We start from the raw sequence: 22,950 nt of genomic DNA, 5'->3' as shown, positions 1-22,950 counted from the left end.
GGTTCTGGGGCGCGTGTTCCGTTCAGCCCGCCACGCGGTAGGCGGCGCCCACTCGGTTGGCCTTCGCGCCGTGGTAAAGACCGGTGCCGTCGCCGCGGTTAGTGGAGAGGGTGAACCATGCGTACCGGTGGACGTAGGACAGGTTCTGGAGCATGGCCGTCGACTGCTTCACGAACGCGGCCTGCTGCGCCTTTGTCGGATAGCGCGGGGAGCCGGCGGAGAAGTCGGTCAGCGCGTATTCGGTGAGCCAGATCGGCTTCTTGTAGCGCTGGTGCACGGCTTGGAGGTAGCTGCGCAACTGTGCCGTCGCGCGCTGGGCGTTGAAGTCCGCGCCGTACCAGTGCAGGGGGATGAAATCGACCCGGTAGTGACGAGCGGCGGCACCCTTCATGAACCGGTCCAGCCAGCCACCGGCGACATCGCCCCCGGTGGCCACGGCGGGCGCACCGAGCCGCATACCGGTCGACTGCAACCGGGGCCACAGGTCGAGTGCCTGACGTACCGTCATGTGTGCCTGATCCGGCCGGTCGGGTTCATTGAAGCCGAGCAACGTCCCGCCCTGCTTCTTGGCCCGGTCGAGTTCCCTCTCGGTCACCGAGCCCGCGTCGTGGATCATGGGGACGAACTCGACACCGCGCGGAGCCTTGATTCCCTCCTTGCCCGAGGACCAGGTGTAGAACCAGCCGATATTCGCATCAGCCAGTGCCTTGGTGACCCCATGGAAGTTCCAGGCACTGATGCCCTTCTTCTTCACCGGGGCGGCGGAGGAAGCGGTATGGCTGCCGGACGCGAGCGCCGTGGATGTGCCGCCCGGACCACTGACCGCGAATACCGCGGTCAGCACGAGCATCAGGGCTAGGGTGCGTAATTTTCGCATGGCGTCTCCAAGCGGCTGACGGGCGCCGCGAGGCGCCGGTCAGCTATGGGTGAATCAGCGATGCACGGAGAATCTCGACGTGCCGCCGCGGTCACGGGGGCGTCAGCAGCTGAGGTTTCCGCCCGTGCTGACGTGGAGCACCTTGGTGAACTTCTTGTACTTCGCGATCCGGTCGTGCACCTCGGCCGGGTTGCCGCCGTTGCACTCGACGCTGCCGTTGATGCTGCGGATCGTCTCGCCGAAACCGCGGCTCTTGACCATCGCGTGGTGCGACGACATGGTGCCCGGACCGGACTGGGTCATCCAGTACCAGAGCGCCAACTCCCAGGTCACGGTGGGGTTCTTCGCCGCGAGGTTCGGGTGGTGCAGCAGGTCGACGTGGAACGCGTCGCCGGCGGCCTTGTAGTTGTAGTTCCAGCTGATCTGGAGCGGGCCACGGCCGTGGTACGCGGACTGGCCGGCCGGGCAGCCGTACGGTTCGTCGGCGCAGTAGGTCGGCCAGGCGGCCTTGTTCTGCTCATTGATGTAGATCAGCCCGCTGGTCTCGTGGCTCACGTTCGCGAGGAACGCGGCGGCCTCACGCTTCCTGGTCTTCGCGTCGCCGGTGTGCGCGAACGCCGGGAAGGCCTTCATCGCCTTGACCAGGCCCTGGTAGCTGTAGACCTTCTTGTGCCTCGGGAACATCTTGTTGTACTGCGCCTTGCTGACGACGAAGCCACCCCGGTGCTCCGCGGCCGACGCCGTGGTGGCGGTCAGATCGACCGCTGCAACGGCAACCAGTACGGCGGTGAGCACGGCGTAGATAGCGCGTGGCTTTCGCATGACAAAACTCCTCGGAATAGAAGCGGGTCGCTCAAAGCGGGTTGCTCAAAGCGGGTTGCTCTGCGGGCATCCGGCGATGAAGCTACCTGTCGAAGCCCGGAGACAATGGTCAGAAATTGCTGCGCAAGCGGCAGTTGTTGCTCGACGCGTGAGCGCAAGAATGGGCCGTCGCATGGCAATAGTTCGCAACCCGGCTGATGGGTCGGTACGTCTTTTTGAGGCGCACCAGGGCCGTCCACGCGACGTGCTCTGGGCGACTACCAGAAGGTGACGACGAAGCCCTTGCACCGACTGCACTGGCGCATCGTCCTGTTGCCGGTCTCCGCGTCCTGCTTGGACCAGGCATATGCCTTGGGGCAGTGCTTCTCGATGGCGTTGCTGTAGGCGCTCCGAGCGTCACGGCTGGGGTTCACGCACAGCACCACCTTTCCGGCGGCGTTGTGCACCCGGTCGTTCTCGGGGCAGTAACGGAGCAGGCTCTTCTTGCAGCCCTGCTTCGAGCACGAGCCGTTCTTGGTGACGTTCTCGGCGCCCCTGGGCGCAATGGTGATGGGCAGTGAGAACGCGTTGACATAGCTGACGTCGTACCAGGGGGCGTCGCGGTCCTTCATGTCGAAGTTGAATTCCGCCAGGCTGACCGGTTGTTCCCCCGTTACGCATCGCCCGGCGAACCTGCCGCAGTCGCCCACGGTGCAGTGGAACGTACTCCCGTCCTTGCCGGAACACCCCTGGCGGGCGAAGAACTTGCCACGCCAGTGATGGGGCGCCGTGTTCTCCGGGATCTTCACGGTCGCCGACTGCCCGGGCTTCAGCGTGGGCAGCGACTTCAGGCTCTTCGAATCGCCGTCGGGTTCTCCCTTGTTCACGGTGCTGCCGATCCAGAGCTTCTTGCCGGAGCGGTTGACGAACGTCACCGTGTGGGGAACCGCTGCTGCCGCACCGGTCTCGGGCGAGGCGGCGGTGGGCGAGGCGGCTGTGGGCGCGGCACGGAAGTCGTCGGCCACGGCGGCGTGTACGGCGCCGGCGGTCGCGGCGGCCGGCGCGAGACACAGGACGGCCGCGGCGAGCAACTCACGGAACTTCTTCACTGGTACTCCCTGGACGGTCGCACGGTTCAGAACGCGGTCAGCGTCAGGTGCATGTGCCGGGGCCTGGGGTCCTGGATGTAGGAGGCCCAGTCGGCGACGTCGTCGAAGGCGAAGCCGTAGGCCTTGCCGTTGGTGGTCGCGGCGTGGATGGCCTTGGCGTAGTGGTTGGTGACGGCGGTGTCGTAGAAGGCGGCCGCGTGGGTTGTCGGCTGCTTGCTGTGGCTCAGCAGCGTCGAACGGTTGAAGCCGGCGCCCAGGACGGCGGCCACGGGGCCGGTGGTTCCGTCGTTGGGAGCGGCGAGTGCGCCGTCGCAGTACAGCACGTCGCGGGTGGAGGGCTTGGCGAAGGACACCGGTGCGGGGCCGCTGAAGGTGAGCCTGTGGTCCTTCACCCGGCCGGTGAAGGTTCCGGCGTTCGTCCTGACGACGAGGTTCTTGTTCCGGTAGGTGTGCCAGACCTTGTCGATGTAGGCGTCGAAGTAGTGCTGGGGGAACCGGCCGGCGTCGAGGCCGTGACTCGGGGCGATGATGCGCCGGTCGCCGACGACCAGGCGAGAGAAGTCCGGGTCGTTCTTCAAGGTGTGGAAGACCTGGGCGCGGCCGCCGTCGCGCAGCCTGCCGGTGCTGTGGTCCTTCGTCCCGTTCAGCTGGATCATCATCGGCACGCTGAACATGTCGACCATGGTGGTGTTGCAGAACATGCCGGACGCGGTGTGGGTGAACTCGACGAAGTCGTGCAGCACGGGGTAGTTGGGGTCGGACTCCACCCAGCCCGCGGGGTACTGGAGGGCGACCTTGCCGTCCGCGCCCGTGACGGCCTTGAACTTCAGCTTGTGGCCCAGCGCGACGTAGATGCGACCGGACATGAACGGCAGCCGCAGCGTGGTCTTTCCCCGGGCGGCCAGGGGGATGGCGTAGTCGGTGAAGCCGCCCGCGTGGTTGTCGGAGAGCTTGACGGGTGCCAGGGTGCCGTGCCGGGTGACCCGCACCTGCCGGTCTCCCTTGGTGCCCACGATGTACAGGTGGACCGAACGGTTGGCGAACTCTCCGCTGTTGTTGAGGACCGTCAGCGGCAGCCCGTGGCCGGCCTCGGCGGCCAGGTCGCCGTCGGTGTCGGCGAAGGCGCGTGGGGCGGCGGAGACGATCGCGGATCCCGCTACGGCGGCAGCGGCCATCGAGCCGAGCAGGCTCCGGCGGGTGAACACGTAGGGGTCGGGCGGGGTCATACAGGGGTTCCTCTCTCCTTGCACCGCGCAGGACGGAAGACGGGCGGGAACGGGCGTGCACAGGGCACCCCTTGGGATCCGGCGGGAACGGCCACCGGCGAGAATGGACGTTACGCAGCGTGAATTTTTCCGCCAAGTGGTGACAGAAATGACGTGCCGCGAAACGGTGAGGGGCGCGTCACAGTCGGCCGGTCGGCACACCGGAAGATCACAGAATTCGCACAAGAACGCCCTCTAGCTTCCTCGCGCCACAAGCGACGGACTCGCATCCGTCCCAGCGCGTCACAGCTGTGATCACAGAGGGGACATACCTTCCGCGATGTTGACTGAGATGACACGGTCCTCCGTCTCGACCGCCGTACCGCGCCGACAGGACCCGCCGGCCCGGTCACGGGCAGGACATGAAGCCCTGGTGCTGCGTCTGTTGCGCGAGCACGGTCCGCTGACGCGGGGGCAGTTGGGGACCCTGTGCGGCCTGTCCCGCACCACGCTCTACGACGTCGTCGCGGCGCTCATGGACAACGGCACCGTCGTTGCCTCGGTACCGGAGGCGGCCCGGCGCAAGCGGGGCCGCCCGGCGGAGTTACTGGCCCTCAACTCCGCGGCCGGACACGTGCTCGGCATCGAATTCGCGCGACGGGCCGTGCGGGTGGCCGCGATGGACGCGGGCCACGAGATCGTCGGTACCGCGGGGGAGCCGCAAGCTTCCGACACCCCGTGGCAGGACCGTGTCGACACCGCGTGGCGGCTGGCGGACGCGCTGACGGGCGGGACGCTGCGATCGGGCGCTCTGAACGGCATCGGCGTGGGGGTGTGCGGACCGGCCGGTTCGCCGGACCGCTGCGCAGGGCGGACGCCCCCGCACGCCACCGTCGCCGCGCTGGTGCGCGAGCGCTTCGGAGTACCGGCGCTGATCGACAAGAGCACACGGCTGGCCGCGTTGGCCGAGACGGTCTGGGGTGCCGCCGCGGGCGAACAGGACGTGCTGTACCTGCGGTTGTCGCACGGCGTCGGTGGCGGTCTCGTGGTGGCCGGGGCACTGCACCGGGGCGCTCACGGCGCCTCCGGGGAGTTCGGCCACGTATCCGTGGACCCGGACGGTGTGCGGTGCGCGTGCGGCGGAACGGGGTGCCTGGAGACGGTGGCCTCGGTCGGGGCCGTGCTGGACGCCTACCGCACCGCCGGGGGCGCAGCGGCGGATGTACACGAGCTGGTGGCCGCGCTGGACTCGGGCGACCGGACCGCGCATGCGGTTCTGGCGCAGGCCGGCGCACATGCCGGGAGGGCGCTGGCGGATGTGTGCCATGCCGTGGGCCCGGACGTGATCGTCGTGGGCGGTGAGCTGGTGGAGGCCGGGCCGGCCCTGATGGAGCCGATCGAACGCACGCTGAACTCGACCGTGCTGCGCGGCTCGTGCGGGCCGCTGCGGGTGCGTCCGGCCGGGCTCGGTGATTACGGCGCAGCCCTCGGCGCCATAGCCCTGCTCCACCAGCACATGAACGACGTGGTGCCCGGGCTGCGGGGGGCAGCCCGGGCACCACGTGGTCCCTTGTCGCTCCTCTTGGGGTGAGAACTCGTCCTGACGCGGCCCGGCATAGGCCGCTGCGTGAGGACAGGGTGATGCTCCCAGGCCACCTGATGACCTGGGAGCAGGAAGGGCTACGGGTGCCCGGCGCTCCAGCAGGCTTCGCCGCGGCAGTCCTTCAGGCGGCTCAGCGCATCGTGCAGTTCAGCGAGGCGGGCCCTGCTCAACCGGCCGACGGTGTTGTGCAGCTCGTTGGGGTCGGTACGCAGGTCGTAGTACTCCTTCGCACCACTGTCGTACTCGACGTACGTGTAGGAAATGGTGCGCATGGCATGGTAGTTCGGCGGGCTGATGCTTTCCCCGCCGTGGTTGTCGGGGTCGTCCGGCGACTTCTTGGCGTGGCGGTGCTCGATGAGGTTGGCGGTGCGCCAGTCGGCGTCCGATCCGCCGTCCAGGAGCGGGAGCAGGCTGTGCCCGTCCACCCGGGACGACACCGGGGCGCCGCCGATCCTCTGGAAGGTGGGCGCGAAGTCGATGTTCGACACCTGGGCGTTGCTGGTCCTGCCGGCCGCGACACCCGGACCGGCGATCACCAGCGGCACCCGGACGTCGGTGTCGAAGGCCGTCTGCTTGCCCGCCTTGAGCCGGTACTCACCCAGGTGGAAGCCGTTGTCGGAGCTGAAGACGATGTAGGTGTCGTCGGCGACGCCGGCCCTGGCCAAGGTGTCGCGCAGCTTGCCCACCATCTTGTCGACCGCCTGGAGCGACTGCGCGCGCTTGCGGAACTTCTTGTCGATCGTGTTCTTCTCACTCTGGGTCAGTGGGTTCTGCCTGGCCAGCCACGGCGGGGCGTTGGTCGGCAGCCTGTCGAAGGCGGGGCCCTGCGGCGCCTTCAGACCGGGGAAGTCGTGCTTGTCCCGGCGGGCCGGGACGGACGGTCCGTGCGGGGTGAAGAGGGCGACCTCCAGCATGAACGGCTTGTGCGCCGCCGCGGACTTCTTGATGAACGACTGGCCCTTCTCGCTCAGGACGTCGGTCAGATAGTCCTTGGTCTTGTTGCCGTGCGGCTCGATCTTGTGGTTGTGGGCGAGCTTGTAGTCGTACCCCTTGTACCCGTTGCCGACGACGTCCCACTGGCTCCAGCCCGGTGGCACGTACGGCTGCTGTCCGTCGACGGTGGCCATGGGGTCGTACCCGTTCAGGTACTTGCCCATCATCGCGGTCCGGTAGCCCTTGGCCTTCAGGGCCGTGGCGAAGGTGTCCCGCTCCAGTCCGTTCTTGTGGAAGGCGTCGAAACCGCCGTTCGGTCCGTCGTTGCCGAGGACTCCGGTGTTGTGGGGGTACTGGCCGGTGAAGATGGTCGAACGGGAGGGGCAGCAGAGCGAGTTGCTGACCACGTTGTCGTTGAACGTCATGCCCTGGGACTGAAGTTTCCGTACCTGAGGCATGTACGGCAGGAGGTTGGAGGACATGTCGTCGGTGAGCACGAAGACGATGTTCGGTCGTTTCGCCGCGGCTGCGGCCGGCTGCGTGACGGAGGTCGGCGTGCGGGTCGTGGTCGGGGTGGTGACGGCGGCGCTGGTCGTCGCCGCACTCACTCCGCTCTGGGCGGCGACCACCAGCGCCGCCACGCCGACGGTCCCTGTCAGCAATTGACGAGTGCGAATCATGCGAGCAGCGTGCCAGTGTGATTCTGCAGCGGTCAATATCCGATTGGCCTCGGCGGAATTGTTCCGGAGTCGAGGCGAATTAATCCGGCGCGGGGCGCCTTGCGACCGCTTCCGTCGTGGCTGCATTCTCCATGCAGAGCGTGAGTCGAGAGCCGGAGGGAAACGGCAGAGAGGAAACCGGGCCTTGGAGGTGGTCAGCGGGATGGGCGCAGGAAGGTGGCGCTGCCTTCAGGTGTGGAAGCGAACGTTTCAAAAGGGCGTCCACACGCTCTACCGTCTTCATCGGGAATCACGCTGAACGTTCACCTGAGCGGTCGGATGGGAATCCGCGAGGACCTGGGAAGGGTTGCGGAAAAAGAGACGATTCCGCTCCCCGACGACGTGTGCATCATCCCTCCGGGGCTCGGCCGGACGCTGATCGTCGCACCGAAGGGAGACGAGCCCGCGACGGTTCATCGCCGCCCATGTCCTTTCTCCGCACTTCGCAGGTTCGGCGCAGTCCGCCGGGGCGCTGAATCCGCGGCAACTGGAGACGATTCTCATGCGTCCCGGATCTCTTTCAGTCGCTTTCACTTCGTACGATGTTTCAGGGCCACCACGGGTTCGACTCCGTATCGCTACCTCACCGAACTCCGGATCGACCTGGCTCGCACATATCTGGAGAGCGGCAACGACTCGATCGCCCGCATAGGTCAGCGCTGTGGATTCTCCGGGAGCATTTTGCGCGGAGCTTCCGGCGAATCATGGGGTGCACGCCGTCCCAGTATCGGGCGACACGTGCCTGAAGCCCCACGGAGCTCGATCGGTGACCAGGAGGTGTGCATTCCAGGTGCAAAGGACTTCCCGGAACGGGCCTGCTCGCTGTGGCGCTTCCGGCGCCACGTGGCGGTCGTCACGCCCCACCCATGGTTCAGCCCCGCACCGTCGCTGAGGACTACGGTCGGATGCTGTTCGGCCCGAAGTCCGGGGCCCTACCGATGCTGTGATGGGATCCCTCCGGCAGGACTCGTTCAACGCGGCGAAACCGAGGTGTACATGGCAGGCAAGCCCAGACGGATGCTGGTCGCCGACGACGACGCGGCCGCACGGCGGTTCCTGGAGCGAGAACCCAGGGTGAACGGATTCCGGGTGGCACTCGCCGACGGCGGTCACTCCGGTCTGGCGGAGGCCCGCCCCGACCACAACGGCATCGACGTGTGCAGGGATCCGCGCGCCGACCGCGACGACATGCCGGTGCCGATGCACTCCGCACCGGACGGCGTGGCCGACCGGGTGGCCGGTCCGCGGGAAGGCAGGGGCGAGAACTCCGGCACCGGCTTCACCCAGGGGCGGCCGCTGGACCAGGTGACGCCTCCAGCGCGGCCTGCCCTACCGCAGAGCTGCGACGTCCGGGTACGCGGCGCGGTGGACACCTGCGTCCATCATCCGCGAAGCGAGGCGAAAGCAGGCGGCCGGCCCCGGATCCCGCACACCCTGCGCGAAGCCGGCTTCGTCCCGCGCACCGAGGGCGGGCACCGGCACCCCCAGGACGCGTCGTGAAACTCACCACCCGTATCGCGCTCGCGGTCGGCGCGAGCGTGCCCGTGCTGGTCCTCGCCTCCGGCTGGCTCCTGGTGCACCTGGTCGCCGGCGACCTGCGCGCACACCAGGACGATCAGTTGCGTGCCCGGGCGACGGTCGTCGCCAAGAACGCCAAGGCCTACCTCGACGTCGCCGGGACCGACCACCCGCTGCTGGAACAGGTCCGGCGGCGGCGACTGGTCAACTCCGCGCGGGACGTGGGCGTCCGGCTGACCATACCGGGGGGCACGATCTCGGCGGGCCCGCAGCCCGACCCGTTCCCCACGCTGCCCCGCAGTGCCCCGGACCCGGTCACCGTGACCCGTGACGGCAAGGACTGGGTGGTCCTGTCGCTGCGCGTCGGCGCCGCGAAGGAGGGCACCACGCCGAATCTGTGGCTGCTGTCACCGGACACCGCCGAGGACGAGCTGGCACTGGTCCGCCGACGTGTGCTGACCGGGGCGCTGCTGGCGGCGCCACTGGCCGGGGTCACCGCCTGGGCCATCGCCGCCCGGGCGGTTCGTCCGCTGCGGCGGCTGCAGAGGCGTACCAGCGGTCTCGACCCCCGGACGAACTCCACGCGCCTGGAACACACGCCGTCGGGTGTCGCCGAGGTCGACGACCTGGCGTACACGGTGCAGACCGTGCTCGCCCGCTACGACGAACAGGTCGCACGCACCGGGGAAGCACTGGCCACCGCTCGCGCGTTCGCCGCGACCGCCTCCCACGAGCTGCGTACCCCCCTGATGAGCATGCGCACCAACCTCGACATCCTCGCCGACCATCCCGGTCTCGACCCCGAGGACCGGGTGGAGGTGCTCGGGGACCTCGGGCGCGAGCACGCCCGGCTGCTCGGTCTGCTGGTGATGCTGAAGGCACTCGCGCAGGGTGATCTGATCGAGGCGGACGCCTTCACGTCGCTGGATCTCGCGGAGCTCGTGGACGCGGCGGTCCGCGACCTGCGGCGTACGCACCCCGACGCCGACGTTTCCGTGCGTGCCGCCGCGGAGGTGCGCGTACACGGCTGGGAGCAGGGCCTGCGCTCGGCGGTGGACAACCTGCTGGTCAATGCCTGGACCCACGCCCGTGCCGAAGACGGCGTCGCCCGCATCGAAGTGACCCTGCGTTCGTCCAGCGATCCGCACCAGCCGGCCGCGGTGCTCACCGTGGACGACCACGGACCCGGCATCCCTTCCGAACGCCACGAGGAGATCTTCCAGCGATTCCGCCGGGGCCCGGACAGCCCCGGCTCCGGTCTCGGCCTGACCCTGGTCGCCCAGCAGGTCGCCCTGCACCGGGGCCGGATCACCGTGCAGGACCGTCCTGACCGCCGCCCGGGCACACGCTTCGAGGTACGGCTGCCGGCCGCCACCGTCCGGGACGTGGAGCACACCCTGCCACTACTGCACCGGGACTGGCTGACCAGTACTGTCGAGAGCCGCGGCTGCTCCGAGTGAAACGCGTACGAGGCGCCTGACCTGCAGAAGGACCGGGCAGGCGCCTCTTCTTGGCCTCTAGAAGAAGCCGAGCCTCTTCGGCGAGTACGACACCAGCAGGTTCTTCGTCTGCTGGTAGTGCTCCAGCATCATCTTGTGCGTCTCGCGGCCGATCCCGGACTGCTTGTAGCCGCCGAACGCCGCGTGCGCCGGGTAGGCGTGGTAGCAGTTGGTCCACACGCGACCCGCCTGGATGGCCCTGCCCGCGCGGTAGGCGGTGGTCGCGTCCCGGGTCCACACACCCGCGCCCAGCCCGTACAGCGTGTCGTTGGCGATCTTGATCGCGTCGTCGAAGTCGTCGAACGACGTCACCGAGACGACCGGGCCGAAGATCTCCTCCTGGAAGATCCGCATGCGGTTGTCGCCCTCGAAGATGGTCGGCTGGACGTAGTAGCCGCCCTTCAACTCGCCGTCGTACTCGACGCGTTCGCCGCCGGTGAGGACCTTCGCGCCCTCCTGCCGGCCGATGTCGAGGTAGGAGAGGATCTTCTCCAGCTGGTCGTTGGAGGCCTGCGCGCCGATCATGGTCTCGGTGTCGAGCGGGTGACCGGGCTTGATCTGCCGGGTGCGTTCGACCGCCGCCTGCAGGAACTCCGCGTAGTTGCCCCGCTGGACCAGCGCCCGGGACGGGCAGGTGCAGACCTCGCCCTGGTTGAGCGCGAACATCGTGAAGCCCTCGAGCGCCTTGTCGCGGAAGTCGTCGTCGTGCGCCCACACGTCGTCGAAGAAGATGTTCGGCGACTTGCCGCCGAGCTCCAGGGTGACGGGCTTGATGTTCTCGGAGGCGTACTGCATGATCAGCCGCCCGGTCGTGGTCTCCCCGGTGAACGCGACCTTCGCCACCCGCGGACTGGAGGCCAGCGGCTTGCCCGCCTCCACGCCGAAGCCGTTGACGATGTTCAGCACCCCGGGCGGCAGCAGGTCCGCGATCAGACCGACCCAGTAGTGGATGGAGGCCGGGGTCTGCTCGGCCGGCTTGAGGACGACCGCGTTGCCCGCGGCGAGCGCCGGCGCCAGCTTCCACGCCGCCATCAGGATCGGGAAGTTCCACGGGATGATCTGCGCGACTACCCCGAGCGGCTCGTGGAAGTGGTACGCCACCGTGTCGTCGTCGATCTCGCCGAGCGACCCCTCCTGCGCCCGGATCGCGCCTGCGAAGTACCGGAAGTGGTCGATCGCCAGCGGGATGTCGGCCGCCAGAGTCTCGCGCACCGGCTTGCCGTTCTCCCAGCTCTCGGCCACCGCCAGCGGCTCGAGGTGGGCCGCCATGCGGTCGGCGATCTTCAGCAGGATGTCGGAGCGCTCCGCCACCGGTGTACGGCCCCACCCCGGTGCGGCCTCGTGCGCCGCGTCCAACGCCCGCTCGACGTCCTCCGCGGTGCCGCGCGCGATCTCGGTGAACGGCTGACCGTTGACCGGCGACGGGTTCTCGAAGTACTGCCCGCGCAGCGGCGGGACGTACTCCCCGCCGATGAAGTGGTCGTAGCGCGCCTGGTAGGAGACGATCGCGCCTTCGGTGCCCGGCGCCGCGTAACGAGTCATGCTGGTCTGCCTCCCGGTGCAGCGCTGCCCGCCGTTGGGCAGCTCTCGGCGCGAGGCTAGGCGGGCGGACGTTGCAACCACGTTGCGCCGCCGGCCCGTCCCGGTGCCCGGCCGGCCGGTGCCGTCAGCTCGTCCTCCAGCGCGGCGAGCCGGGCCCGCACCGGTGCCGTTGGCCGCACCGCGGCGAGCGCCCGCCATACCGCGAGGTCGTCCTCGCCCCACGGCGCGTGCGCCCAGTCGGCCAGCAGGTCCGGGTCCCGGTGCGCGATCAAGGCCGTTCGCAGCCCGTCGGCGAGGCGTTCCCGCAGCCGTACGATCGCCGGCGCCTGCGAACCGGGCAGCAACGGACCGGTGTACGCCTCCGCCGCCGAGGTGACCGCCCCCGCCCGCAGGCGGCGCTCCACCACCGTGACGTCCGACTCGACCGCGGCGGCGAGCCGGTACGGCCGCGAAGCGAGCACGTCCGGACCCAGCAGCCTGCGCAGCCGCGCCAGTTCGGCCCGCAGCGTCACCGGGGTCACCGACTCGTCCGCGTACAGCGCACACAGCAACTCGTCACCGCTCAACCCCTCGGGATGCCGGGCGAGCAGAACGAGGATCTCACTGTGCCGGCGGCTGAGCCGGACCCGGCGGCCGTCCAGGACGAGCTCGGCCTCGTCCCGGCCCAGCGCACCGAGCAGCGGCACTTCCGGGGCCGTCCGGGGCGGCGCGAGCAGCGCGAGCTGTGCCTCGGCGGCCCGCGCCACCGCCTGCACGAAGCCGAGGCTGTGGGGATGCGCCAGACCGTCCCCACCGGTGATGTCCACGGCGCCCAGGACCCGGCCGGTACGCGGATCGTGCACGGGGGCCGCCGCGCACGTCCAGGGCTGCACCCGCCGTATGAAGTGCTCCGCCGCGAACACCTGCACCGGCCGGTCCACGGCCACGGCGGTGCCCGGCGCGTTGGTGCCGACCGCGCTCTCCGACCAGCACGCCCCGGGCACGAAGTTCATTCCGTCCGCCCGGCTCCGGGTCGCCCGGTGGCCTTCGACCCACAGCAGCCTGCCGTGCGCGTCGCACACCGCCAGCAGATGCTCGCCGTCGGCGGCGAACGTGCCCATCAACTCCCGGAACAGTGGCATCACCCGGGCCAGCGGGTGCTCCGCCCGGTACGCGCCGAGGTCGCCGTCGGACAGCTCGACGCTCGCGGTGCCCTCCGGCCCGACACCGGCCCGCGCGCTGCGCCGCCACGACTCCGCCACCACCGACCGCACCGGGCGCGGCACCGTGCCCGCCGTGGTGAACGTCTCGTGCGCCCTGCGCAGCGCGCGTACCCGTTCGGCGGGGTCGGCCCCCGGTTCCAGGGCCACCCACGGATCGGTCAACTCGGCCTCCCCGGATGGTGAAACGCTGACGTCGGTCCTGCGACCATCGTCTTCCGGCTAGGCGAAGTTGACCAGTCTCAGGTAGCGGACCCAGTCCCAGTTCGGGCCCGGGTCGGTGTGGTCGGTGCCCGGTACCTGATAGTGACCGATGATGTGCTCCCTGTCCTTCGGGATGCCGTACTTGTCGCAGATCGCGGCCGTGAGCTGCGCGGACTGCTCGTAGAGGGCGTTGGTGAAGTAGGCGGGCCGGTCCACCCATCCTTCGTGCTCGATGCCGATGCTGCGGGTGTTGTAGTCCCAGTTCCCCGCGTGCCAGGCGATGTCGGCCTCGTGCACGCACTGCGCCACGTGACCGTCCGCCGAGCGGACGAGATAGTGCGGGGACACCTTCTTCTGAGGGTTGGCGAAGATCGCCAGCGCGTCGGCGTACGTCTCCTGGGTGACGTGGATGATCACGCGGTCGATGAAGTAGTCGCCGGGGCGGTCGGACGCGGTGTAGTTGGAACCGCTGGCCGGCTGCCACTCGGCCGGCGGGTAGTCGACGGCCTCGGTCCGTGCACCGGCCCGGGGGTCGGGGAGCAGCGCGTAGGGGACGGCGGCGAGCGCCGCGCCCTTCAGCAGCCGTCGTCTGCTCACGTGCGGCTGTGCCGGTCTCGCCGGCGGTGCCGGCTCTCTCGACTGCGGCGGGCCGGCCGGGTCCATGTCCATCGGCGGGTACCTTTCGCGGGTGTGGGGGGATGCCAGGGGTTGTGGGGCGTGGTGAGGCCGAGGGCGGAGGGTCCTCACGGCGACGTCCGCGGCGTCAGCCGCGCAACGCCCGTGCGGTCTCCCGCAGCCGCGCGTGCACGCCGCGGTACGTCTCGCGCGTCGGCAGCCACTCCTTGCGGAGCTTGGCCACGCAGGTGTAGTTCGTGTCGCACACGTTGGCCAACGGCGATTCGACCGCCTGGGTTGCGAACTGGTACGCGTCCGGCTCACTGAACCCGTAGTCGCGCACCAGCCACTGCACCAGGTCGAGCTGCGATATCCGGAACGCGTCCTCCAGCGGGCGCGCCGAGCCGGTCGAGATGATGTGAGTGTCCGACTCCAGCCGCGGCCACGGCGTGACGACGTCCTTGAGGAGGTCCACGACCACCACGGTGTTCATCGCGCACTCCACGGCCACCCCGCAGGTCTCGCCCTCCCCCTGCCGGGCGTGCCCGTCGCCGAGGCTGAGCAGGGCGCCCTCGACGTTGACGCCCAGATAGCAGGTGACCCCGGCCCGCATCTCGGGCGTGTCCATGTTCCCGCCGTGCGCGTCCGGGACCAGGGCCGAGCGCACCTCCAGATTCGCCGGCGCCACGCCCACCGTGCCGTGCATGGGATCCAGGGGTAGCTCCACCTCTATGTCGCTGTCCTGCGCCTGGAACAGGGCGGTGCGCCGCACGCGGTCCAGCTGCCAGATCCAGACGCGCTCCGGCAGCGGGGGCTGCAGCGTGGCCGTGGTGTGCGTGGAGGTGAGTGCGCCGAAGAGCGGGACGGTCGTCGACGCGGCCCAGTCGCGGGCCGGCTCGATCGACACGAAGTGCACGGCCACGGTGTCACCGGGCTCGGCGCCCTCGATGTGGAAGGGGCCGGTCTGCGGATTGAGGAACGGGAACTCGCAGACCTCCGAGACGAGGTCCTTCACGGAACGCACCCGCCCGGCGAAACAGTCCTCCGTGTACAGGTCGAGCACCGTGCCGGGAGCGATCCGCGCCACGGGCGGCGCGCCGCCGAACGTCCAGGCGAACTCGTCCGGTTGCGGGCGCACGGTGAGGATCCGGGGGTCGGTCATCGTGGAGGTGGTCCCTTCTGACGGGGCGGTCGGCAGCGGGTCTTGCGGCGGAGCGGCCTGCCCCGGGCGCCGCGCTTGCGGCGGGGGCTTTCGGGGCGTCGGTTTCTCAGCGGGCCGGGCTTCTGCAGAGCGGCGCCTTCTCGGCGGAGCGGGTTGCTGCGGGTACCGAGGGCTCAGCCGGGCACGGTCCCGTCCTGCCGCTGCCCTGCCGGGTCGTGCGCCTCGAGGTGCACCCGGGCGGTCTCGGCCACGCGCTCGGGGTGACGTCGTATCAGCAGGAGCAGGATCACCACGCCCGCCGCCATCCAGACGCCGACGACGGGGCCGGCGTAGGAAACCGGAGCCGTCAGTTCGGAGACGAAGTCGAAGACCGGGAGGCCGGCGGACGTCAGCAGGGCGGGGACGAAGGCCGCGATGCCGAGTACCGGGAACAGCAGATGCCGCACCGGCTTGAGGGCTGCCCGCCCGGCCCGCAGGAAGTACCCGGCGCAGGCGAGGTTCACCACGATGTAGACACCGACGACGACCGTGACGATCACGGTGGCGAGCAGCAGGAACGCGGTCACCGGGTCGTAGCCGAAACCGAGCCCCAGCACCGCACCCACCGCCACGAGGGTCTGCAGCGCGATACCGGCCACCGGTGAGCGATGCCGGGGGTGGAGCGTGGCGAGCATCCGGGGCAGCACCCGGATGCGGGCCAGGGCGAACGCCGTGCGGGTCGAGACGTTGGCGCACGCGTTGGCGTTGGCGATCGTGGAGTTGATCACCGCGAGGAACACCAGCACCCAGAACAGGCTGAAGGAGGCCCGGGCGACGCCGTCCCAGGACGCCGGGCCCGAGGCACCGAACTTCGCGAAGCGGTCCGGGCCGAAGTAGACGGTCATCGCATACGTCGTGAGCACGTAGAACAGACCGATACCCAGGGCCGCCCCGAGAACCGCGCGGTGCATCGTGCGCCGGGGATCGCGTGTCTCCTCGGCGAGCGGCGCCGCCGCCTCGAACCCCGCGAACGCCAGCACCGTGTACACGGACCCGGCGAAAACCCCGCTGATTCCGGCGTAGCCGTCGGCGGTGTGCGAGGTGCCGAACACCGACAGGGTGTTGGCGCCGCCCGCCTTGCCGATGAGCAGGACCGCGAACACCAGGAAGACGAGGATCTCGAAGACGCCGAGGACGGTGCCGAAATGGGCCGAGGCGCGGACGCCCAGGTAACCGGCGACGGCGATCACGCCGGCCCCCGCCAGGGACCACGGCCACCACAGATCCCCCGGATACCACGACCACTCCTCGTGCAGCGTGCCCGCGGCCGTGAAACCCAGCTGCAGCAGGAGCAGCGGTGGGACCAGCATCTCCACGAAGACGTAGCCCCAGCCGACGAGGAAGCCGACGGCGGGGTGCAGTCCGCGCGCCGCATACGTGGCCACCGACCCTGCCGCGGGCAGTTCCCGGGCCAGCTCGGCCACGCACGACGCGGTGAACAGGCAGGCCACCAGGGCGACCAGCACCGCCAGCGGCAGGCTGCCGCCCGCGAACGCGGCACCGGCCGGAATCGACGCGGCCACCGCCGCGGCCGGCGCCATCGCCGTGACGCTCTGGAACAGCACCTCGCGCAACCCGATGGCGTCGCGCCGCAGCGCCCCGGTCGTCTCCTCGTGCATGTCCGTCCCCCGATGCCCGTCAGCCCAGTGCCACCCGATGTGTGTGAGATACCGTCAACCGCGCGGCACGCTTCGCCCTTGACGGGCCGTCGGCTGCGCCTCGCGTGAATCACGGTACGGCTCGGGCGGGTCGGGCAGAAGAGCGCGCACCGGTTCCGTGGAGAAGCCATCACCTGTGGAAAACCCGCCCACCCGATCGGGTGAACACCGGGTCCCCGGGCCGTGCGAGCCCGGCTCAGCGCAGCGGCAGACCCTCCCGCAGACACACCACGTTCCCGGTCCGCGCCGCCGCGTGCAGGGCCGTCAGCGTGACTCGCCGGGCCGTGAGCCGCAGTCCGTCCAGCTCGTCGAGCGAGAACAGGCCGTGCCGGTCGTGTTCCTGGCTCAGCCGCACGCGGGTCTCGTCCGTCAGGGTGCCGCCGTCGAAGAAGCAGTCGAGCACCGGCCCGGTGCCGAGGACGTCCACCCGGTGGTCGATACCGACCAGCACCGGCTCCGGACCGATCTCGATGCCGGTCTCCTCGCGCATCTCCCGGCGCGCCGCGGCCCAGGGGTCCTCACCGTGGTCCAGCATGCCGCCCGGCAGCCACCACGACCCCGCGTACGGGTTGCCCGGCCCGTGGCGCAGCAGCAGGAGACGGGCCTCCCGGTCGCGCATCAGCACGCACGAGGCGAGCAGCGCCTGTGGCTGTGTCCTGATCCATTCCGCTCGCGGCACCCAGTCCGTCACCCGGCCTCCTGTCAGCACAGAGGGGACGTCAGGATCGTTCCGCCACCACCGCCGGATCGTCCAGTACGCCTCGGACGACCGAGTGCGCCGCGCCGAGCAGCGGACCCTGCGGGCCCAGCCGGGACACCGTCACCGGGCAGGGCGGCCCCGCCGTACGGCCCGTCAGCTCCGTCTCCAGGGACGGCAGCAGCCAGGGGGAGAGGCCGGCCAGGGCGCCGCCCAGGACCACCGTCTCGGGGTCGAGGAGGTTCACCGCCCCGGTCAGGGCGATGCCCAGTGCCGTACCGGCGTCGCGCAGCGCGGCCCGTACGTTCTCGTCGCCCTGTTCGGCGCGGTCCGCGAGCAGGCCCACCAGGTCCTCGCGTGGCTCCAGCCCCGCCGCGCGCAGTACCGCCTCCTCGCCGGCGTACTGTTCGAGGCAGCCCCGGCCGCCACAGGGGCAGGGCGGGCCGTCCGGCCGGACGGGTACGTGGCCCAGCTCTCCGGCGAAGCCACGGGTGCCGCGCAGCAGGCCGCCGTCCACGACGACCGCCGCGCCGATGCCGATCTCCGCCGACACGTGCAGGAAGTCACGCGGAGCGCCGTTGCCGAGCCACAGCTCCGCGAGCGCGCCGAAGTTGGCCTCGTTGTCCACGGTCAGGGGCCACTCACCGGGCAGCAGGGCGCCGAGGTCGGTGTCCTGCCAGTCCAGGTTCGGGGCGCGTACGACGGTGCGGCCGTCCCGTGCCACGAGTCCGGGCACGGCGACCGCGAGCCCGGCGGGCCACAGTTCCTCTCGCTCCGCCTCCGCGACGACTCGGCCCGCCAGCTCCGTCAGCTCCTCGACCACCGGTCCGGGCGCGCGCCCCCGGTTCGTCCCGTGCCGCACGGCCCGCGCGCGGACCGCCCCGCGCAGGTCGACCGCGCAGACCGCGAGGTGGTCGACGCCTATCTCGGCGCCGATCCCGGCCGGGCCACGGCCGCTCACCGCGAGCGCCGAGCCGGGCCGGCCCACCCGGCCGGGCCGCTCCGGGCCCAGCTCCTCCAGCAGCCCCCACCGGATCAGCTCGTCCACCAGCGTCGACACGGACGCCCGTGTCAGCCCGATGCGCGAGGCGACCGCGGCCCGCGACAGCGAACCCGCGGCGCTGACGGCGTGCATCACCCGGGCCAGATTGCGTCGGCGCATGCCCTGCTGGGTGTCCGGCAGGGTCCGGCCGGCACCCGGCGGGCGGGCCTCGTGCAGCGGTGCGGTCATGCCTGAAGTCGATCCTCGCTGTCTGCCGCCCGGCTCATGCGCGCGGTGTGGTCCGTGTCCCCCGCCGCAGCAGCGGGGCCGCGTCGGAGAGTACCCCGGTGATCCGGTCCAGCCTCTCCTGGTCCCGCTCCACGGCCTCCAGCACCGGGCCCGCGGCCGTGTTCCAGCGGCGGGCCACCGCGGCGGGGTCCTCGCCGGTGAGCAGCCCGGCGGCCTGGGCCGCGGCACCGAGGGCGACCAGTTCCCCGGCCTCCGGGACCTGGACCGGCCGTCCCGACAGCCGCCGTACGGTCTGCTGCCAGGCCGTACCCCGTGCCCCGCCGCCGATCAGGAGCAGCGGCGTGCTGCGGTCCGCGTCCTCGTCCAGGACCAGGTCAAGGGCGCCGAGCAGCGCGTGCACGGCACCGTCGTACGCGGCCTGCAGCAGCTGTCCGGCGGTCGTGTCGTGACGCAGGCCGTGCAGCAGACCCGAGGCGTTCGGCAGGTTCGGGGTGCGCTCGCCGTCCAGGTACGGCAGCAGGGTCACCGAGCCGCCGGACTCCACCGCCTCGCGGTCCCGGCCCAGCAGTGTCGCGACGCGGTCCACGGCGAGCGTGCAGTTCAGGGTGCAGGCCAGGGGCAGCCAGTCTCCGTGCGCGTCGGCGAACCCCGCCACCGTGCCGGTCGGATCGGCCGGGCGGTGCCTGGAGACGGCGTACACCGTGCCGGACGTGCCGAGGCTGAGTACCGGGGTGCCGGGCCGGAGGCCGAGGCCCAGTGCCGCCGCCGCGTTGTCGCCGGTGCCGGGGGCGACCAGCGTGCCCTTGGAGAACGGCAGGTCGTGGCTGTCGCGCACGGTGCCGGCCACCTCTCCGGGCCGCACCACCCGGGGCAGCAGCGCCGGGTCGAGACCGACGTGCGCGAGGGTCTCGGGGTCGTACGCCTCGGTGCCGGACGCCCACCAGCCGGTGCCGGACGCGTCGCCCCGGTCGGTCGTGCCCTGCCCGGTCAGGCGCTCGGTGAGGTAGTCGTGGGGGAGTCGTACCGCCTTCGTCGCGTGGACCGACTCCGGTTCGTTCTCGGCCAGCCAGGCCCACTTCGTGACCGTGAACGACGCGCCGGGCACGCTGCCGGTGCGTTCCGCCCAGGCCTTGGGACCACCCAGTTCCTCCACCAGCCGGCGGGCCTGCGGCGCCGAGCGCACGTCGTTCCACAGCAGTGCAGGGCGCACCGGCTCGCCCCGCTCGTCCAGGGTGACCAGGCCGTGCTGCTGGCCGCCGATCGACACGGCCGCCGCCTCGTGCGCCGCGTCACCGCACTGGTGCAGGGCCTCGCACAACGCGTCCCACCACTGACGCGGATCACTCTCGCGGCCCGCCCCGGAGGACACCGTGTGCGGCGCCTGGCCGCTCGCCACCACCTGGCCGGTGGCCGCGTCGACGACCAGTGCCTTCGTGGACTGGGTGGACGTGTCCACGCCGACGACGAGCGGACCCTCGGCTGCTGACATCGGGCTCTCCCTTTTCCGCGACATTCCGCGACTCGGCGGGACAAAGACATCTTGTCTCTTCCCAGAGGTGCGAGCGCATACTAATTTGTAAACGGCCATGACGAAATAGTCGAGCGCAGCAAGGAGCAACGGCATGAGCTACCAGCCCACCCCCGAGGACAGGTTCACCTTCGGCCTGTGGACCGTCGGCTGGCAGGGAAGGGACCCGTTCGGCGACGCCACCCGTCGTGCCCTCGACCCGGTCGAGACGGTGCAGCGCCTGGCCGCGCTGGGCGCCCACGGGGTGACCTTCCACGACGACGACCTGATCCCCTTCGGCTCCTCGGACGCCGAGCGCGAGTCGCACATCAAGCGGTTCCGGCAGGCCCTGGACGCCACGGGCATGACCGTCCCGATGGCCACGACCAACCTGTTCACCCACCCGGTCTTCAAGGACGGCGCGTTCACCGCCAACGACCGTGACGTGCGCCGGTACGCGCTGCGCAAGACGATCCGCAACATCGACCTGGCGGTCGAGCTGGGAGCGAAGACGTACGTCGCCTGGGGCGGCCGCGAGGGCGCGGAGTCCGGCGCCGCCAAGGACGTACGGGCCGCCCTGGACCGTATGAAGGAGGCCTTCGACCTCCTCGGTGAGTACGTCACCTCCCAGGGCTACGACCTGCGCTTCGCCATCGAGCCCAAGCCGAACGAGCCGCGCGGCGACATCCTGCTGCCCACCGTCGGCCACGCGCTGGCCTTCATCGAGCGCCTGGAGCGCCCCGAGCTGTACGGCGTCAACCCCGAGGTCGGGCACGAGCAGATGGCCGGCCTGAACTTCCCGCACGGCATCGCCCAGGCCCTGTGGGCGGGCAAGCTGTTCCACATCGACCTCAACGGACAGTCCGGCATCAAGTACGACCAGGACCTGCGGTTCGGCGCCGGTGACCTGCGGGCGGCGTTCTGGCTGGTCGACCTGCTGGAGAGCGCCGGCTACGACGGCCCCCGCCATTTCGACTTCAAGCCGCCGCGGACCGAGGACCTCGACGGCGTGTGGGCCTCGGCCGCGGGCTGCATGCGCAACTACCTCATCCTCAAGGAGCGCGCGGCGGCGTTCCGCGCGGACCCGGAGGTCCAGGAAGCCCTGCGCGCCTCGCTCCTGGACCAGCTGGCCCGGCCCACCGCCGCGGACGGCCTGCAGGCTCTGCTCGCCGACCGCGCGGCCTTCGAGGACTTCGACGTGGAGGCGGCGGCCGCGCGCGGGATGGCCTTCGAGCGTCTCGACCAGCTCGCCATGGACCACCTGCTGGGCGCTCGGGGCTGAACGCGAGGAGGGCCGGGGCGCGCGGCACTGCGCCACCACCCCGGCCCCTCCGTCAGTCCGCCGGCCGGACCGTCCCGGTCGGGAGCCTCACAGTCCCTCGGGCAGCCGGACGTACACGACGGTCGTCTTGATGCCGCTGTCGACAAGTCGCCCCTGCGCGTCGAAGGCGCCCGCGCCGTCGGTCATCCCGAAGTCGTTGTCGTTGACGAGGGCGAGCGTGTCGTGGTCCACACGCGCGATGCCCTCGACCTTCTGCTGCACCCCGTCGACCTTGTTCAGGTCGACCACGAGCCGCTTGTCCAGGACCGGCACGCCGGCGGACGCCGGATCGTCCAGCTGCTCCAGGGACGGCGAGGTCGTGTCGTCGTCCCAGGGACCGCCCAGAATGCTCGACCCCCGCCCCAGCCGGACCAGTTGCAGCCGGGACGCCTTGTCCGTGCGCTCCTCGACGAGCAGCCGGTCGCCGCCCACGGCCACCACGGAGGAGATCTTCAACTCGGAGGTGTCGTCCTCGCTGGGGTCGACCACGTCCACCGGGTCGAACCGGTAGGCGTACTCCGCGGTGACGGCCTGCTCGCGCGGCGAGAAGCGCAGCAGCCGCGTGGTGCGCGAGGCGTCCCCGGCGTCGGCGTCCGGCAGCGACAGCGGACTCTGCAGGGCCATCACCAGGTCACCGTCGGGAAGCTGCGCCAACCCTTCGAAACCCCGGTTGATCTTGCGGTGCAGGAAGATCGACGGCAGGGCCTCCACCACCGGGTAGTCCGTGCCCGTCAGGCCGAGCCCCTTGGGGACGTACCGGGTGAGCACCTGCCCGCGCGCGGAGACGTGGACGAGGGACGGGCCGTACTCGTCGACGAGCCAGAACGTGCCGTCCCCGGCCCGCACGATGCCTTCGGTGTCAAGGCCGTTCGCGTTGTAGGAGAGCGGCGTCTTCGCGTCGTAGGTGTACGGCGCCTCGTCGCGGCTCTGCTGGTCCGGCAGCCCGGTGACCGCCTTCCCGGCGGAGGTGGTCAGCGGGATCGCGTCGATGACCCGGACCTCGTCCCCACAGACCCGGATCCTCACGATCGCCGGATCGAATCCCGGTACCGGGAAGGTGCGGCGCTTCTTGCCGTCCACCTTGATCTGCCCGTTGGGGCCGCGGTCGGTCACCGTCCAGTACTCGCCCTCGCGGCCCGCCGGGTAGATGTCACTGCCGATCCCGCCGAGCTTGACCCCGTGGTCGTCGTCGACGCTGCCGGGCAGCAGCGCGTTGCTGAAAGCACCGAGCGGGATCTCGCCGAGCGTCGCCGTGCGCACGACACGAGCGTCCCGGGACGGCGTCGCCACGGCCGTTCCCGCGGCCACGAGGGCGGCGGCCAGGGCGAGGGGCAGGCCCGTGGCGACGGAACGGTGGACGCGGCGCCGGCCGGCGGGGTGCGGGGACATCGGGCCTCCTGGGCACAAGTTCGTTGACAGCGGCCAGATTTGAGCCCCGTGAGGAACGTGGTACGACCTCGGGGTGAACAACCGGCGGCGGCCGTTCGTCGGATCGCGGTGATTTCCTGGTG

At 70.6% G+C, this 22,950-nt stretch carries 18 protein-coding genes and 1 pseudogene; 5 read left to right on the top strand and 14 right to left on the bottom strand.

Features of this window, described 5'->3' with window-relative positions; all coding sequences use genetic code 11:
• Positions 1 to 22 precede the first annotated feature (22 nt).
• From AB0D93_RS33700 to AB0D93_RS33685, 4 genes are all read right to left on the bottom strand, one after another.
• On the bottom strand, positions 23 to 850 hold the full coding sequence (locus tag AB0D93_RS33700; protein ID WP_362127795.1) for a glycoside hydrolase family protein: 828 nt from the start codon (positions 848 to 850) through the stop codon (positions 23 to 25).
• A 129-nt stretch (positions 851 to 979) separates the two neighbouring features.
• On the bottom strand, positions 980 to 1,699 hold the full coding sequence (locus AB0D93_RS33695; protein WP_362127793.1) for a chitinase: 720 nt from the start codon (positions 1,697 to 1,699) through the stop codon (positions 980 to 982).
• A 257-nt stretch (positions 1,700 to 1,956) separates the two neighbouring features.
• Positions 1,957 to 2,787 (bottom strand): thaumatin family protein, encoded by an 831-nt coding sequence (locus tag AB0D93_RS33690; protein ID WP_362127790.1) that lies wholly within the window; start codon positions 2,785 to 2,787, stop codon positions 1,957 to 1,959.
• A 26-nt stretch (positions 2,788 to 2,813) separates the two neighbouring features.
• A complete protein-coding gene (locus tag AB0D93_RS33685; RefSeq protein ID WP_362127787.1) occupies positions 2,814 to 4,013 on the bottom strand; it encodes a beta-1,3-glucanase family protein in 1,200 nt (399 codons plus the stop codon).
• 319 nt (positions 4,014 to 4,332) lie between these two features.
• Between AB0D93_RS33685 and AB0D93_RS33680 the strand changes: the two genes are divergently transcribed.
• The gene (locus AB0D93_RS33680) at positions 4,333 to 5,583 is read left to right on the top strand and encodes an ROK family protein (RefSeq protein WP_362127784.1); all 1,251 of its coding nucleotides are present in this window, start codon (positions 4,333 to 4,335) and stop codon (positions 5,581 to 5,583) included.
• An 89-nt stretch (positions 5,584 to 5,672) separates the two neighbouring features.
• Here the strand turns inward: AB0D93_RS33680 and AB0D93_RS33675 are convergent, their stop codons facing one another.
• Positions 5,673 to 7,208 carry a sulfatase gene (locus AB0D93_RS33675; protein ID WP_362127782.1) on the bottom strand — a complete coding sequence of 512 codons (1,536 nt, stop codon included), beginning with the start codon at positions 7,206 to 7,208 and terminating at the stop codon, positions 5,673 to 5,675.
• 318 nt (positions 7,209 to 7,526) lie between these two features.
• Between AB0D93_RS33675 and AB0D93_RS33670 the strand changes: the two are divergent.
• The 3 genes and pseudogenes from AB0D93_RS33670 to AB0D93_RS33660 form a co-directional block, all read left to right on the top strand.
• Positions 7,527 to 7,907: pseudogene (locus AB0D93_RS33670) on the top strand (helix-turn-helix domain-containing protein); the annotation flags it as partial.
• A 336-nt stretch (positions 7,908 to 8,243) separates the two neighbouring features.
• Positions 8,244 to 8,747, top strand: coding sequence for a hypothetical protein (locus tag AB0D93_RS33665; RefSeq protein WP_362127845.1), 504 nt, complete (start codon positions 8,244 to 8,246; stop codon positions 8,745 to 8,747).
• On the top strand, positions 8,744 to 10,225 hold the full coding sequence (locus AB0D93_RS33660) for a HAMP domain-containing sensor histidine kinase (RefSeq protein WP_362127779.1): 1,482 nt from the start codon (positions 8,744 to 8,746) through the stop codon (positions 10,223 to 10,225). Before AB0D93_RS33665 ends, AB0D93_RS33660 begins: the two co-directional genes overlap by 4 nt.
• A 57-nt stretch (positions 10,226 to 10,282) precedes the next feature.
• Here AB0D93_RS33660 and AB0D93_RS33655 read toward each other — a convergent pair whose 3' ends face one another.
• From AB0D93_RS33655 to xylB, 8 genes are all read right to left on the bottom strand, one after another.
• Positions 10,283 to 11,806 carry an aldehyde dehydrogenase family protein gene (locus AB0D93_RS33655; protein WP_362127776.1) on the bottom strand — a complete coding sequence of 508 codons (1,524 nt, stop codon included), beginning with the start codon at positions 11,804 to 11,806 and terminating at the stop codon, positions 10,283 to 10,285.
• A 56-nt stretch (positions 11,807 to 11,862) separates the two neighbouring features.
• Entirely contained in the window at positions 11,863 to 13,170 is a 1,308-nt protein-coding gene (locus AB0D93_RS33650) for a GAF domain-containing protein (RefSeq protein WP_362127773.1), read from the bottom strand.
• A 57-nt stretch (positions 13,171 to 13,227) separates the two neighbouring features.
• Positions 13,228 to 13,872: an N-acetylmuramoyl-L-alanine amidase gene (locus tag AB0D93_RS33645; RefSeq protein WP_362127842.1), complete on the bottom strand. Its 645-nt coding sequence runs from the start codon at positions 13,870 to 13,872 to the stop codon at positions 13,228 to 13,230.
• 100 nt (positions 13,873 to 13,972) lie between these two features.
• Positions 13,973 to 14,986, bottom strand: a complete 1,014-nt coding sequence (locus AB0D93_RS33640; RefSeq protein WP_362127770.1) for an acetamidase/formamidase family protein — start codon at positions 14,984 to 14,986, stop codon at positions 13,973 to 13,975.
• Between the two features lie 173 nt (positions 14,987 to 15,159).
• Complete coding sequence (locus AB0D93_RS33635) at positions 15,160 to 16,644, bottom strand: APC family permease (RefSeq protein ID WP_362127767.1); 1,485 nt, start codon at positions 16,642 to 16,644, stop codon at positions 15,160 to 15,162.
• A gap of 235 nt (positions 16,645 to 16,879) precedes the next feature.
• Positions 16,880 to 17,374 carry an NUDIX hydrolase gene (locus AB0D93_RS33630; protein ID WP_362127764.1) on the bottom strand — a complete coding sequence of 165 codons (495 nt, stop codon included), beginning with the start codon at positions 17,372 to 17,374 and terminating at the stop codon, positions 16,880 to 16,882.
• Positions 17,375 to 17,402: 28 nt separating this feature from the next.
• Positions 17,403 to 18,611 carry an ROK family transcriptional regulator gene (locus tag AB0D93_RS33625; protein ID WP_362127760.1) on the bottom strand — a complete coding sequence of 403 codons (1,209 nt, stop codon included), beginning with the start codon at positions 18,609 to 18,611 and terminating at the stop codon, positions 17,403 to 17,405.
• A gap of 34 nt (positions 18,612 to 18,645) precedes the next feature.
• The gene (gene xylB, locus AB0D93_RS33620; protein ID WP_362127758.1) at positions 18,646 to 20,100 is read right to left on the bottom strand and encodes a xylulokinase; all 1,455 of its coding nucleotides are present in this window, start codon (positions 20,098 to 20,100) and stop codon (positions 18,646 to 18,648) included.
• A gap of 133 nt (positions 20,101 to 20,233) precedes the next feature.
• Here xylB and xylA point away from each other — a divergent pair, with 133 nt between their 5' ends.
• Positions 20,234 to 21,400, top strand: coding sequence for a xylose isomerase (xylA, locus tag AB0D93_RS33615; protein WP_362127755.1), 1,167 nt, complete (start codon positions 20,234 to 20,236; stop codon positions 21,398 to 21,400).
• 87 nt (positions 21,401 to 21,487) lie between these two features.
• On the opposite strand, the gene AB0D93_RS33610 is transcribed toward xylA, so the two are convergent.
• Positions 21,488 to 22,828 carry an esterase-like activity of phytase family protein gene (locus AB0D93_RS33610; protein ID WP_362127753.1) on the bottom strand — a complete coding sequence of 447 codons (1,341 nt, stop codon included), beginning with the start codon at positions 22,826 to 22,828 and terminating at the stop codon, positions 21,488 to 21,490.
• Between the last annotated feature and the right edge of the window lie 122 nt (positions 22,829 to 22,950).

Source organism: Streptomyces sp. NPDC048191 (assembly GCF_040652655.1).
In the GTDB taxonomy this organism is placed as follows: Bacteria; Actinomycetota; Actinomycetes; order Streptomycetales; family Streptomycetaceae; genus Streptomyces.
The sequence above is the reverse complement of the archived record's forward strand: the minus strand, read 5'-3'. Positions and strand labels throughout refer to the sequence as shown.

Bases quoted from the DNA above. Each gene is read 5' to 3' on its own strand.
- AB0D93_RS33700 (WP_362127795.1), bottom strand. From the start codon at position 850: ATGCTCGTGCTGACCGCGGTATTCGCGGTCAGTGGTCCGGGCGGCACA.
- AB0D93_RS33695 (WP_362127793.1), bottom strand. From the start codon at position 1,699: ATGCGAAAGCCACGCGCTATCTACGCCGTGCTCACCGCCGTACTGGTT.
- AB0D93_RS33685 (WP_362127787.1), bottom strand. From the start codon at position 4,013: ATGACCCCGCCCGACCCCTACGTGTTCACCCGCCGGAGCCTGCTCGGC.
- AB0D93_RS33680 (WP_362127784.1), top strand. From the start codon at position 4,333: ATGTTGACTGAGATGACACGGTCCTCCGTCTCGACCGCCGTACCGCGC.
- AB0D93_RS33675 (WP_362127782.1), bottom strand. From the start codon at position 7,208: ATGATTCGCACTCGTCAATTGCTGACAGGGACCGTCGGCGTGGCGGCG.
- AB0D93_RS33665 (WP_362127845.1), top strand. From the start codon at position 8,244: ATGGCAGGCAAGCCCAGACGGATGCTGGTCGCCGACGACGACGCGGCC.
- AB0D93_RS33655 (WP_362127776.1), bottom strand. From the start codon at position 11,806: ATGACTCGTTACGCGGCGCCGGGCACCGAAGGCGCGATCGTCTCCTAC.
- AB0D93_RS33645 (WP_362127842.1), bottom strand. From the start codon at position 13,872: ATGGACCCGGCCGGCCCGCCGCAGTCGAGAGAGCCGGCACCGCCGGCG.
- AB0D93_RS33640 (WP_362127770.1), bottom strand. From the start codon at position 14,986: ATGACCGACCCCCGGATCCTCACCGTGCGCCCGCAACCGGACGAGTTC.
- AB0D93_RS33635 (WP_362127767.1), bottom strand. From the start codon at position 16,644: ATGCACGAGGAGACGACCGGGGCGCTGCGGCGCGACGCCATCGGGTTG.
- AB0D93_RS33625 (WP_362127760.1), bottom strand. From the start codon at position 18,611: ATGACCGCACCGCTGCACGAGGCCCGCCCGCCGGGTGCCGGCCGGACC.
- xylB (WP_362127758.1), bottom strand. From the start codon at position 20,100: ATGTCAGCAGCCGAGGGTCCGCTCGTCGTCGGCGTGGACACGTCCACC.
- xylA (WP_362127755.1), top strand. From the start codon at position 20,234: ATGAGCTACCAGCCCACCCCCGAGGACAGGTTCACCTTCGGCCTGTGG.
- AB0D93_RS33610 (WP_362127753.1), bottom strand. From the start codon at position 22,828: ATGTCCCCGCACCCCGCCGGCCGGCGCCGCGTCCACCGTTCCGTCGCC.